This is a genomic window from Flavobacterium limi (assembly GCF_010645075.1).
GTDB lineage: Bacteria > Bacteroidota > Bacteroidia > Flavobacteriales > Flavobacteriaceae > Flavobacterium > Flavobacterium limi.
In genome coordinates this window covers 316,836-330,983 of sequence record NZ_JAADZV010000002.1, presented here as the reverse complement: position 1 = coordinate 330,983, position 14,148 = coordinate 316,836, and the positions used below count along the sequence as shown (strand labels likewise).

5 protein-coding genes and 1 pseudogene are annotated in these 14,148 nt (G+C 35.3%); 5 read left to right on the top strand and 1 reads right to left on the bottom strand.

Annotated elements, in window-relative coordinates; genetic code table 11:
* Positions 1-17 precede the first annotated feature (17 nt).
* The gene (locus GXM16_RS05935; RefSeq protein WP_163393484.1) at positions 18-2,816 is read right to left on the bottom strand and encodes a glycosyl hydrolase; all 2,799 of its coding nucleotides are present in this window, start codon (positions 2,814-2,816) and stop codon (positions 18-20) included.
* A gap of 414 nt (positions 2,817-3,230) precedes the next feature.
* Between GXM16_RS05935 and GXM16_RS22805 the strand changes: the two genes are divergently transcribed.
* The 5 genes and pseudogenes from GXM16_RS22805 (at position 3,231) to GXM16_RS05915 (ending at position 13,729) form a co-directional block, all read left to right on the top strand.
* Positions 3,231-4,289, top strand: coding sequence for a TonB-dependent receptor plug domain-containing protein (locus GXM16_RS22805; RefSeq protein WP_229684233.1), 1,059 nt, complete (start codon positions 3,231-3,233; stop codon positions 4,287-4,289).
* Between the two features lie 21 nt (positions 4,290-4,310).
* Positions 4,311-6,410 (top strand): annotated as a pseudogene (locus GXM16_RS22800) (SusC/RagA family TonB-linked outer membrane protein); the annotation flags it as partial.
* Position 6,411: 1 nt separating this feature from the next.
* On the top strand, positions 6,412-7,953 hold the full coding sequence (locus GXM16_RS05925; protein WP_163393483.1) for a RagB/SusD family nutrient uptake outer membrane protein: 1,542 nt from the start codon (positions 6,412-6,414) through the stop codon (positions 7,951-7,953).
* Between the two features lie 431 nt (positions 7,954-8,384).
* Complete coding sequence (locus GXM16_RS05920; protein ID WP_163393482.1) at positions 8,385-11,582, top strand: SusC/RagA family TonB-linked outer membrane protein; 3,198 nt, start codon at positions 8,385-8,387, stop codon at positions 11,580-11,582.
* A gap of 44 nt (positions 11,583-11,626) precedes the next feature.
* A complete protein-coding gene (locus tag GXM16_RS05915) occupies positions 11,627-13,729 on the top strand; it encodes a RagB/SusD family nutrient uptake outer membrane protein (RefSeq protein WP_163393481.1) in 2,103 nt (700 codons plus the stop codon).
* The last annotated feature ends 419 nt before the right edge of the window (positions 13,730-14,148 follow it).

Sequence of the window (14,148 nt, the reverse complement as noted above, 5' to 3'; positions counted from 1 at the left end):
ATTCTTTTATTAGGGAATTAATTTTGTTGTTTTAAGGGTGTAATGGTTATCGGACCTAATAATCCGGAAGGCATAAGACTCCATTTTGTTGCGTCAAATTTTTTATAATCTTTGTCTACCATATTGATTTCGTAGAAAATTTTCCATTCTTCGCCTTTTAGTTCTTTATCACGAATTCGGTTGGCAGAAAGATTGGTAACCTGAATTTTTAAAATGTTTTTTCCTTGTTTTAATTTTCCAATATTTAGCTTATAAGGAACTGACCAGGCTGTACCAATAAATTCATCGTTTAACCAGACTTTTGCACTTTCGCGAACATCGCCTAAATTTAAATTCCACGATTCAGTTTTAGCATTCGGATTGTTGAATTCTAAAGTGTAAGTCGCAGATCCTGAAAATGCTTCCGCTTCAGGACCAAGTTTTGTCCAGGACTCTAAATTTGTGACTGAGGCAGTTGGAGGTAATTTTGGTCCGCCTTTATCAAAATTTATTTTCCAGTTTCCTTTTAATGCAATTGCTTCGGCAGTGGATTCGTAGTAATTCCATTTTTTTTGTGTCGCAGTATTTTCTGTTTTTAAGAAAAAGGATTGTCCCGGTTCGATTTTTATTTTAACCAAAGTGTTTTTGGCTGTTTTTTGAACCATTGCATTTCCGAAGTTTCTATTTAACGGATCAAAGATTACGACTTCTTTATTACCAATTTCCAACGGAATAAATCCATCAATTGTTTTTGCGGTATGATTTACCAGATAATAGATTTTTTCTCCGTCAACATTTCTTCTGATAAATTTTAAACCTGTGTTTACTAATGTTTCAGGATATATCTGAGCATTTTCCAGTGTTTGAAAAATATCCGAAACTGGTTTTACAGCTTCTTTATTTTCAGCCAAAACAGACTGAAGTTTTGTTTCCTGATTTTTATAATCATGAAAACCAGGAACAGATTCCGGTAATCCCTGAAATATTACTTTTGCACCGGCTTTTTGCAGTTCAATTAATTTTTGCAAAGTGGCTAAAGGCATTTTTTTGCAGGCCGGAATAATTAATGATTTGAAAATCCCACCTGGAAGACTGATGTTTCCATTTACGACTTTTGCCTCAGCAATAAAATTATCAGAGATAAAATCGACTCCGTAGCCTTTTTTCATTAGGGCTTTTGTGGTGTCATAAAACGGAGTTCCGTGAAGCCACTCGTCTAAAGAATGTATTTTGTATTCAACAAATAAACTACCTTTTTTATATTTATCCCAGTTGTCAAAAATGGGCCAGTAAAGCAGTATTTCATTGTCTGGTTTTCCCTGCTGTAACATGGACTGGCAGTTTGCAATGTAAGAGAACAGGGCAGGAGCGTCTTCCCAAATGCTGTTGGTTGCATTAAAATTTACAGAAGCATAAAATTTCCATCCTGGCCATACTGCTCTGTCTGGTGAATATGTTGAACCATGAAGAAAAATATGATTTACACCGTTTAGCATTAAATCTTCGGCTTCCGGCTTACATTGTGACAAGGCAGTTTTAAAATGTTCTCTTAACCAGGTAAAAGTTTCAGATGAAACCAGATTTTTTCCTGAAATGTGTGCTGCTGACGAAGAGAATTTAAGCATTACAGGATCAGCATCGCCTTCACGTATATCTTCTTTGTCACGTCTGAAACCCGGAATATCAAATGGCATAGAACCAAAAGTTTCACATTCAGGGATATCAGCAGAGGCATATAAATCAATTAAATTACCGGGTGATCCATGTGCCTGAAGTTTTGTTTTAAAATTTTTTGAATGTGCCCATTGTGTCCACGGCTTGTCAAATTTATTCAATAATAAGTCGGCTATGGTTTGTCTGTAATCACTTCTTATTCGGTTTGCAATTTCGTTATCAGTTTCACTTAATATTAGAGGCAATTGTTTTTTAAGATCGTAACCTCTTCGGTTTTGAAATTCTTCAAAGAAATTAGGAGTAAAATCAGTTCCGTATACTTCATAACTATCATTAAAAACAGCTCTGATTTTTCCTTCACGTCCTTTTAAAGCGTCATTAAACGGAACAATATAAGCATTCAGTGCCTCTTCTGAGTAATGGTCTAATGTATAGCCTTTCCCTCCAGGAGCAGATCTTTTTACCTGCTGTCCGGTTTTACCGCTAAAAACAGCATATAAGGTATAATCAGTTTTTTTTGCTTTCCATTTTAATTTGTTTGCTTCCAGTGTTTTAGGTAGGGTTACTAAAGCCCCTTCGATTCCTTTATCATTTACCTTAGAGGTTCTGTTTTTTAGCTGATTTGTCAGGTTGATATAACTTCCGTCATTGCCGTAAGCTACTACATATAAAAGTTCTGCAGGTGTTTTTTCTTTAGTGTTTTCCAGTTTTATAGAGCGATCAATAATTTCGTTCTTTTTGACCTGATATTTTTCTACAATTAATTTTGTGGCTGCATGTGGTAAGGTAACATGAGAACCGCCATAAGGCCATCCTGTTCCCAAGACCATATCAACCTGCATATGAAGACTGTCGGAAACATGAATAGTATAATCTAGCATTTCCATCCATTTTGGGGAGAGATAATCTATAAAATTGTTTTCTTCGCCTTTTACGCCGTATATAGGAGTAATTTCTACACCGCCAACTCCGGCCTTATGAAAATCTACAAGACTCTTTTTTAAGTTTGGTTTATCTACGGCACTTCCCATCCACCACCAACGAGTCCATGGCTGATTGATATTGGTAGATTTTGGCCATGGTGAATTTGTGTCCTGAGAAAATGAATTAATTATAAAGCAAAGAATAAATAAGAAAGAAAGGCAGTTTTTGGTATGTTTCATTATTAAGGATGTATTCAATGGTTGAAATTATTTTCCTAATGCTAATAAATCAGCATTATGTATATGCTAATCGAGTAAAAATATATAGGTTTTATGAAATTGCTATCCTGTAGCATCCTGTTGGTATATTATTCTTAATGATTTAGTATTTTTTTTAGAAGTCTGCTTTTTAATATTATATTTTTTTAGATAAATAGTATAGATTTCTACAAATAATTTAGTTAAAGTTTGATTTTGATATTTTAACTTTTCTGTTGTGTTAGGTTGTTAATCAGTTAGTTGTATATTTCCTGTTAAATAAAATTTAATGGATACCTTTAATATGTTGAAAGCTAGCAGGATACTGCAGGATGGTACGGGCTACTAATCTCTATAAATTTGATAGAACTAATATTAATTAAAAAATATGGTTTTATGGAAAATAAATTTAATCTTCTGTTGATTATAACTGTTTTTGCATTATTGCAAACATCCGGTTATGCACAGAAAAAAGAGATTACCGGTATAGTTACTGATCCGGACAAGCTCTCTCTGCCGGGAGTGAACGTTTTAGTTAAAGGAACGAATCGGGGAACCAGTACTGATTTTGATGGTAGATATAAAATAGCTGCATCATCCGGCGAAACTTTAGTATTCTCTTATGTAGGAGTTATTTCAAAAGAGCAAAAAATTGGCGAATCTAATACATATAATATTTTTTTAGAATCAGAAAGTTCAAATTTAAATGAAGTTGTGGTTATAGGTTACGGTACACAAAAGAAAAAATTAACGACAGGTGCAATATCCGGAATTAAAACAGAGAATTTTACAGAGAGGCCTATTTCAAGAGTTGATCAGGGGCTAATTGGTCAGGTGGCCGGTGTAAGAGTTAAGCAAACGACAGGTTTGCCCGGACAGCCTTTTAGTATTGAAATCCGTGGTGCAGGATCTATTACTGCAGGTAACGAGCCTTTGTATGTAATTGACGGGTTTCCTCTTTCTACAGAAGGATCAAATGCTATTGGGGGATTTTCAAGCGGAAGCCCTTTGGATAATATGAATCCGAATGATATTGCTTCTATTGAGGTGTTAAAAGATGCTGCGGCATCCTCTATTTATGGTTCCAGAGCGGCTAATGGTGTTGTTTTAATTACTACTAAAAAAGGATCAAAAGGCAAAACGAAATTTACTTTTAATACTTATGGCGGTATAAATAAAGAGGTTAACAGAGTTGATATGTTATCATCGGAAGGATGGATTAAAAGAGCTAAAATGATGATTGATTCACAATGGGTAGGTTCTGGTATAGCGGGGGCTTCTGCAAGTCAGACAACTGCTGAACGTATTGCTACTTATAATGCAGCAAATCCATCAGCACCGCTTACAACAAGTAATAACAGATATTTTACATATTTATATGATGACAGGTGGGATATCCCGGGACATCCTGGATTAGATTATATTGACTGGCAGGATAAAGTTTTTCGTACCTGAGAGTTTAGTAATTATCAATTATCTGCCTCAGGAGCGACTGATGTAGTTAATTATTATGTTTCGGCAAATTATCAAAAAAATACAGGATATATTTTAGGCACAGATTATACTTTGTTTTCAGCAAGGGCCAATATTGATTTCAAATTATCTGAGAGCTTTAAAATAGGTATTAACTTTTCTCCTTCTTACTCTGAGAGAAATGACCCGGGTGTTGAAGGAAAAGATAATACCTTATTTAAGGCTTTAACAGCAACTCCTGTTTTTGAAAGCGCTACTAATGCAGCAGGGGAAAAATATACAACCCGATATGCATGGGGAAGCAGCACAACAAATATGCTTAATGCATTAGCAAAAACAGGTAAAAATTCGATGTATAGAAATATTATATCTACATATGCTGATTATAAATTTGCAAATGCCTTCATATGGAAAACTACTATAAACTTTGATAATTCTGACAACACTTTTGAAAGTTATACACCAAATGATGTTCAGGCAAGTATCAGGGGTGCATTTAATACTTACAGAAGGTTGAATATTGTAAATGAAAACACTTTAAATTATAATAAATCAATAGGAGATCATGGTTTTAATGTTCTTTTAGGAGAATCATTCAGTTCTTATAAAATTACGCGGTCAAATCTTTCTTCAGGCGGACTTTATAATAGTTCAACAATAGAAACTCTTCCAACAGGCTCTTTGGGGTTCACTAATGCTGAAAAAAATACGTTATTATCTTTTTTTACTAGATTTCAATATGATTTTAAAGAAAAATATATGCTTTCTGCCAGTGTGAGAAGTGATGGTTCTTCTAAATTTGGAAAAGATAACAGATGGGGAACGTTTTATTCACTTTCATTAGGATGGAGAGTCAAACAGGAGTCTTTTTTAGAAAATGTAGATTGGTTGGCTGATTTAAAATTGAGAGCAAGTACAGGAACTAACGGTAGTAATAACATTGGCAGTTATTCATCATATTCAACTTTAGCATCATTTAATTACTCAGTGGGAGGAGCTAATGGAATTGGGCAAGGAGTGAATTCTATTGGAAATCCATCATTACATTGGGAACAATCTAAAAGTGTTGATTTTGGATTGGATTTGTCGATTTTAAAAAACAGAATTTCTGCCACGTTCGATGTCTATAGAAAAAAGAATACAGATTTATTGCTTAGACTTCCGGTACCTGCAGCATCAGGATTTACAAGTTATCTTACCAATGTTGGAGCAGTGCAAAATCAGGGTTGGGAATTTGAATTGAATACTGTAAACGTAAAGAATACTAATTTTGAATGGAAAACATCGGCAAATCTAAGCCATAACGAAAACAAAGTATTGGCATTAGGACCTGATCAGACTAAAATTGAAATTAACAACGATTTTGCTGCAGGTGTTCCATTTATAAAATTAGAAGTTGGGAAACCAATGTACACAATATTTGGTTTACAACAAAATGGTGTGATAACTCAGGCAGATCTTGATAAAGCCATAGCCGTAACCGCAGCTGATCCTTCTGTTCCTCTACCTACTACAATTGGTGGTAATAAATGGGTTTTAGGTGATCCGAGATATATTGATCAGAATGGTGATGGAAAAATTAATACGGAAGATCGTGTCGATTTAGGAAATCCAACTCCAAAGTACACCTGGGGTATTACCAATAATTTTAAATACAAAAATTTAGATTTAAGTGTATTAGTGCAAGGTCAAAACGGTGGAACTGTTTATGGTTTAACAGGAAGAGCAATTAATCGTACCGGAATGGGTTCTGTAGAAAACGCATTAAATGTTGATCCTGCCATAAGAGGTAACTGGAAAACTTCTTTTGGATATCAGGCAAATTCTGACTGGATGTATAAATCAGATTATGTTAGTATCAGAAGTATATCACTAGGTTATAGTTTGAAAGAAGCTGTTAAAAGCTTAAAAAGAATTGATAACGCAAGATTGTATGTAACGGGTGAAAACTGGTTCTATTGGAATAAGTATCATGGAGGCTTCAATCCTGAAGCTGTAAATACTTCCGGAAGCTCAAATAGTGATTTTGCTGTTCCGGTAGATTATGGAGGGGCACCTCTGGCAAAGTCGATTGTGTTAGGTCTTAACGTTAATTTTAATTAAAATGAAAAAATATATTTATTTATTAGCAGCAAATTTAATTTTGTTAGGAACGGTGTCCTGTACTGAGGAACTTACGCAAATTCCGTTATCACAAGGAACTGAAGAGAATTTTTATGCTACGCAGGGTGATTTTGTTCAGGCAAGAAATGCGGTTTACTCAGTTGCTTTTCATGGCACGAGTTCTTATGGTTATGCCAATAGAGTATTGAATTTAAGTGAAACAAGATCTGATAATTTATTAGCATTAACAACAGCTTCAAGAGATTGGGAAGGAATTAATAGTTTTTATGCTTCTATAAGTTCTAATAGTTATGTAAGAGAGGCTTACGTAACTAATTTTAATGCCATTAATAAAGCCAATCAATTATTGGAAAAAATTGCTGAAAAAGGTGATCAGATTTTTACAAATCCTGCGGATAAGAGCTCAATGACTGCTGAAGCACGTTTTTTAAGGGCTTTTTGTTATTTTGATTTGATCAGATGGTTTGGAAGGGTTCCGTTAATTACTAAAACAATGACAGCACAAGAAGCCGCAAAGATTGGCAGAAGTCAGGTTGTGGATGTATATAATCTGATTATTTCGGATCTGGAATTGGCTATTCCTGATCTTAATCCATCTTATGATGCGGCTAATTTTGGACGGGTTTCTAAATATGGCGCAAAAGCATTATTAGGCCTCGTTTACATGACACGTTCAAGTCCAGCTTATGGAATTGATGGGGCTATGCTTGGTCTTAATGAGTGGGATAAGGCATATCAACAACTAAATGATATTAAAACAAGTGGTTTGTACGTATTTGGTACAGATTACGCCAAAATCTTTAAAGAAGAAGGAATTGCTAATAAAGAAAATGTTCTTACCATTCCTTACACCCAAAGTTTAACCGGTTCTGTTGGAGGAAATTTCATGGTTGAAGTGGGTCACGAACCTTATTTTGCTTCGGTAGGAATAACATCAAATCAAGGCTCACTGGAAGGCAGACCTGTTTCAGCAAGTTTGCTAAATTCTTTTGCTGCAAATGACAGTAGAAAAGCTATTGGTATTGCCACTAATTATACAGTAGCTTCAGGTAATTATAAAGGAAGCTATACATTTCCGGTTTTTAAAAAATACATTGATGCATCCAGATATGGAACTGCCGGTCGGGAAGATTGGGGAGTTGATTTTATGGTAATTCGCTATACAGATGTGCTGATGATGATGGCTGAGTGTACACTTCATGGTGGCGGCGGCGCTCAGGCAGATGTAGATGGAATTGTAAATCAGGTTAGAACCAGGGCAGGTGTTGCTGCAAATGCTGCAAACATAACTTTGGATCAATTATTTGAAGAAAGAAGAAAAGAATTCTTTTCTGAAGGAACAAGATGGTTTGATTTGATAAGATCAGGAAATGCAATAACAATTATGAATGCATGGAAAGCAGCGGAAGATACCGGCAATAAAATTAGAACGATTGACAAGAATTCATTATTGTATCCAATTCCTTTATCAGAAATGTTGGCCGTTCCGGGACTTTATGATCAGAATCCTGACTATGATTAATAAAATAATTTATCCTAATTTATTTGTTTTTATAAAAAAAGAGCCGTTTCAAAGTAAAATTTGAGACGGTTTTTTTTATTGTATATAAATGTTTAAAAAAATCATCCAAGTTCTTGTGTAAGACATTATTTTCAAATGAATAATAATCAGTTATTTTTTAAAAAATTATATTATTAATTATTTTTAATTATAAAAAAAACATATTAAATATAAAACTTTACTTATTATTTGAAAAATGATTTTTATCATTTTGTAAATAATAAATAATATTCTTTAGTGTTGTCAATCAGGAAGTTGATTGTGCTTTGTTAATGAAAGTATAAATGAAAAACATAATATACTGAGGGTTAACAGGATACTACAGGATGCTGTCGAAGGTACTTCTGGATAAATTTGGTTAAACTAATTTAATTAACCCAAAAACAATTTTTATGAAAAACAAATTTAGTCTTTTGCTGATTTTGGCCATGTTTGCTTTACTGCATACATCTGGTTATTCGCAAAACAAAGCGGTTAAAGGAACAATCACTGATGCGTCGGGATTGCCGATACCAGGGGCGAATGTTCTCTTAAAAGGAACAAAGACAGGTACCAGCACTGATTTTGATGGGAAGTACTCAATAAATGCTGCGCCTGGTCAGGTATTGGTTTTTTCTTCTACTGGCTCAAAAACGGTAGAAATAACAGTTGCTCAGAATTCAGAGATCAATGTAAAATTGGTAGAAGAAGCAGCACAGCTTAATGAGATTGTTGTTGTTGGTTATGGAACTCAAAAGAAAGCTGATTTGACAGGATCGATTGCAACTGTAAATGCTCAGCAATTAATGAACCGACCTGTACCTAATGCTGTGGAAGCATTGCAGGGAAAGGTTGCAGGGGTTGATATCAAGACCGCTGAACGTCCTGGGACTGTTGGTGACGTAAGAATTCGCGGTAATCGTTCTCTTGAAGCAGGTAATGATCCTTTGTATGTAGTTGATGGTGTGCCATTAATGTCAAGATCAGCTATTGAAACTTTAAACCCTAGAGATATTGAATCAATGGATATTCTTAAAGATGCTTCTGCTACAGCTATTTATGGATCACGTGGTGCTAACGGAGTAATTATTGTAACCACCAAGCAAGGTAAATCAGGCAGATTCGTTTTGAATTATTCAGGGACTCTTACTACTTCAGAAATCGTTGACAGGGCACCTTCAATGAGTGCTTCTGATTTTATAACTTTCAAACGCTGGGCTGCTTATAATAGTCCTGAACGTACTGGTGCGGGAGGTGTTAAAATTCCATGGGCTCATCCTGATTCCCCTACACAAGCAAATGATCAATTTCTTTTTTCCAGTGGTTTAGATGGTAATACCACATGGAATAATGTATTAAAAGGATGGGAAAGTGGTACTTGGGATGCTTCTAAGGTAACCAATACTAACTGGACCGATATAGTAAGTCAGGGAGCGGTTACTACAGAACACGTTTTAAGTGCAAGCGGAGGTTCAGAAAAAGTAAATACCTATGCTTCTTTAGGATATTTAGATAATCAGGGAACTCAAAAAGGACAGTGGTACAAACGTTACACAGCAAAACTAACGTCAAACATTACTCCGGTTTCATGGTTTAAAATGAATGCTTCCTTTAACGTATCATGGAGCGAGCAGGATTACGGAATGTCAACTTTAGGTGCAAGAAGCGGTACTGCGCCAGACGCTATATATGGTGCCGCAAAAGGGATTTATAATGTTGCAGTACCATATGATGCAAATGGTAATGTAGTGATTAATCCAGGAGGTGAATCAGGTATTTATACTATAATTGATGAATGGGAAAAAAGCACACAGCAGTCACAAACACTACGTGCATTAGGTAATTTCTCCGCTACTTTTGATTTTGGTAAAATATGGAAACCGGTTGAAGGACTTAGTTATAAAATAAATTTTGGACCTGATTTTCGTCATTGGAGAGATGGATCTTATATAGATGGAACATCGTCACTTAAAGTAAATTCGACGGGTACTTCAGGTATAAACTATGCCCGCCTTAGAAATCGTCGCGATTTGTCATGGACTCTTGATAATATGATAAGCTACGATCGTACTTTTGCGGCCAAGCACAAAGTAGGCGCTACTTTACTTCAGAGTGCATCTTCGTGGAACTTTGAAGAATCAGAAATGAGTGGAAATAATATAGAGATACCAAAATCTTTATGGAATGGTATGGGTTTAATAGATATTACAAATCCATTAAATGGTGCACGTATGAGTTCAAATATTACAGAGCGTCAGCTGAGTTCTTATATGGCTCGTTTCAATTATGGTTATGATAACCGTTACCTATTGACAGTATCAGGACGCTGGGATGGAGCTTCAGTATTGGCTGAAGGAAATCAGTGGGAGTTTTTTCCTTCTGCAGCATTAGCCTGGCGTATCAATAATGAGAGTTTCTTAAAGGATGTTAGTTGGATTGAAAATCTTAAATTTCGTTTAGGTTTTGGTAGTACAGGTAATTCTTCAGTTGATCCTTACAGTACATTAGGACCTGTTACTCAATATTATCTTCCTTTTAACGGAATGACAAATCAGGTAGGCTTTAATACTAATGAGCCTTATTACACAGCTCCTGATAATATGGTAGGGCTGGCAAATAAAAATTTGAAATGGGAAAGAACAACGCAATATAATCTTGGTCTTGATTTCAGCTTTTTGAATAACAGAATTAGTGGTACTATTGATGCATATAAGTCGTACACTAGTGATTTACTATTGCCAGCAACACTTCCTACAGTAACCGGTTACCCATTTATAATAGCAAACATAGGTAAAACACAAAATAAAGGAGTAGAACTAACACTTAATCTTATTCCTGTTCAAACTACGGATGGTTTTACATGGGAGACAAGTTTAAACGGTGCATGGCAAAAAGATGAAATAGTAGAGTTATCCAATGGCAGAAATGATATGATAGCTGATGAATGGTTTATTGGTCAGCAAATCAATTCTTTTTACGGGTGGCAAAATCTAGGCTTGTGGCAAGATACCCCCGAAGATCAGGCTGAAATGGCGAAATGGAATGCTAAGCAGTCTAATGTTTTACTACACTTTTCTCCAGGAAATGTTCGTCCGAAAGACCAGAATGGGGATTATATTATGGATGATAAAGATCGTGTAATTTTAGGAAACGAAGATCCTAACTGGACTATGGGGTGGAACAATAACTTTAGCTATAAAGGCTTTGAATTAGGAATAAATCTTTACGGGCGTATGGGTTATACGGCTAATGTTGGAGGTCAGGCAATGACAGCTACTTCTAATCAGATTCAGATTGATTACTGGAGACCGGATAATACTGATGCCGAATTCCAAAAACCGATATTGGGACAGGCTTCTGCAGGTTCAAGAGACGCCTATTCAGGAACACTTGGATATAAAAAAGCTTCATTTGTAAAAATTCGTAATATTTCTTTAGGGTATAATTTGCCTAAAGAACTTACAAGCAAAATTGGATTGGCAAACATGAAGGTTTACGCACAAGCAGTGAATCCGGGAAGTATTTACCAATCTTTAGACTGGTATGACTTTGATACTAACAGGACTTATTTCAATCGCAGTTTTGTAATGGGTATTGATGTTGGATTCTAATTATATTGTCACGAATTGAAGTATAACAATAAAAGTAAAAAAAAATGAATAATATAAAAAATATAGGAATCGGTCTTCTATTAATGGCGGGGCTGGCATTTACTTCGTGTTCAAAAGATTTTCTGGACGAGGATTTGACAAATCGGTACTCAACAGCTTATTTTGATACACCTGAAGGTCTTGAGGCTCTAACAATAGCCCTTTATGGTAATATCAGATGGCATTTTGGTTTTGAATGGTCATATGGAAATACATTATATGGTACTGATGAATTTACGAACGCAAATGACCTGACCAATGAAATGTGGAATACCTATGATAACCGTTTGGGACCACTTGGTGCAACTCAGGCTACCGGAGCTGCTAATGGAAATGCAACTCCACCACAGGCACTTTGGGATCAAATGTATTATGGAATTGCATCTGCAAATACGATTATTGCAAAAGCAGAAAAAGTTATTCCAGATTTGAAAATCAGAAATCGCTGTTTGGCACATGCTTATTTTTTAAGAGGTTATAATTATTACAGACTGACTGCACAATATGGTGGTGTTCTCCTTCAAACTACACCAGTAGAAACTGTTGTTCGTAGTTTTACACGCTCTACAGAAGAGCAATGCTGGGAGCAGGTTATTTCTGATTTTCGTAATGCCTACAACCTTTTTGATGGTGAAACTTTTACTTATGGTAAAGGAATTACCTGGACCAAAGCAACTGCTGCTCACTTCCTTGCAAAAGCGTTATTATTTCGTGCTTCAGAACGTAATGATGCCTGGAACAGTTCTTACAAAGAAAAGGATCTTAAAGATGCGATTGACGCCTGTACTTATGCTATTAGTGCACGTGGAGCTTTAACCCCTAATTATAGTGACCTTTATGCTAACTGGACAGGGATTGATTGCCCAAATGAGCAACTTAATGAGATTTTAATGGCAGCAGGTCATAATGGTGATGAAAAAACTAAGGGGCGATATGGTAATCGTACATATAATTATTTTGCACCTCAATTTTCTAATTTTTCAGGAGGCTGGGTTAGACGTGGTGTTTGGATTGGTTCAATGGACTTTCAGCGTTGCCGTCCTACTGAATATAGTTATGCTGTTTTCAACCATATAAATGATGCACGTATGTGGAAAACTTTTAAGACAGTTTACGGAGCTAATACAGTGGTGAATAACACTGTTGGTGTAAAGTTGGGAGATCCTGCAATTGTAATGATATTAAACAGTAAAAATGATAACACTTATAATGGATACAAATTTGGTTCAACAAGTCAGGCACCAAACTGGAAAGATGATGCCGGACGTTTACCTGAATGGGCTGTAGGAAGCAGACAAACTCCAACAGCGGGATCTTTGACAAGTAAAGTTGGGCAATTTGTGCCAAACTCATTGGTTTTGTATCAAAATGGTAATTATGTAGCTCCTACATTTGGAAGCCAGGCTATTTGTAATTTCTTTGCAGGAATCAATAAAACAGAATGTGGTACGCGTACTGCTGAAAGAGGAGATTCGCACCGTGATGTCATCATGGCACGTCTAGGTGAAACTTACTTGCTGCGTGCTGAATGTTATGTCCGTCAGGGAGACTATGGTAATGCGATGAAAGATATAAATGTTGTAAGAGCAAGAGCACAATGGAAAAACGGTGAAAACAGATCTTTTTACAGTGACGGCTCTCAGGCATTTAAGACAAATTCATTGAATACAGGAACTAATGCTACTAACTATATTAATTCAAATTTAGACATGACTACATATTATTTGTCTAACCCAGGGCTTGCTGTTACAACTGCTGCTTCAAATTTGCAATTAACAACATTTCCTGCTAATTTGCCTGTTGAAGATGAAGAAGTCCTTACCAAAGTAGGAGCGGCCAGTGATTATCAGCGTGCCTTACATTTTATCCTTAATGAACGTACACGCGAATTATTAGGTGAGTTCCAACGTTGGGAAACGCTTTCAAGAACTGGAACATTAATTTCCAGAGCAAAAGCATTTAATCCGCAAGCTGTAGCAGGAATTAAAGTGAACAAACATGAGCTCCGTCCAATTCCTCAAACATTTATTGATGTATTGCAGAATCCAGACGGTTCTAATTTATCTGCTGCTCAAAAAGCTGAATGGCAGAATCCTGGATATAAATAATATTGCCCCGAATCTATAAAATTCTTTTTTAGGCCGCCTCAATACTTGAGGCGGTTTTTTTTGTTTTATTTTGTAAGATATTTGTAAAATTCATTTAAATTGTAATGTTATCGATTACATTTTTTATGATTTTTTTTTCGTTTTTTATAGTTTTTATAAAGAATGATTTAATAATGATATGTGTTATTTATGCATTTGTTTATAATTTCACATAATTTTAACTCATTTTTTTTGTTATAAAAAAAAATAATACATTTGTGTAATCGATTACATAATTGCAATTATTTTCTTAGTAATTTTATTTAATAGTTTATTTATGATTAATTAGTATTTGTAGGAACTAATAAGTTTATTAGATAAAGTTCAAATCTGGCATATAAGGTAAATTGTATAATAAAATATGTATGAAGAGAAATTGT

Excerpts from the sequence above, each read along its gene's own strand:
- GXM16_RS05935 (WP_163393484.1), bottom strand. The coding sequence starts at position 2,816 with ATGAAACATACCAAAAACTGCCTTTCTTTCTTATTTATTCTTTGCTTT.
- GXM16_RS22805 (WP_229684233.1), top strand. The coding sequence starts at position 3,231 with ATGGAAAATAAATTTAATCTTCTGTTGATTATAACTGTTTTTGCATTA.
- GXM16_RS05925 (WP_163393483.1), top strand. The coding sequence starts at position 6,412 with ATGAAAAAATATATTTATTTATTAGCAGCAAATTTAATTTTGTTAGGA.
- GXM16_RS05920 (WP_163393482.1), top strand. The coding sequence starts at position 8,385 with ATGAAAAACAAATTTAGTCTTTTGCTGATTTTGGCCATGTTTGCTTTA.
- GXM16_RS05915 (WP_163393481.1), top strand. The coding sequence starts at position 11,627 with ATGAATAATATAAAAAATATAGGAATCGGTCTTCTATTAATGGCGGGG.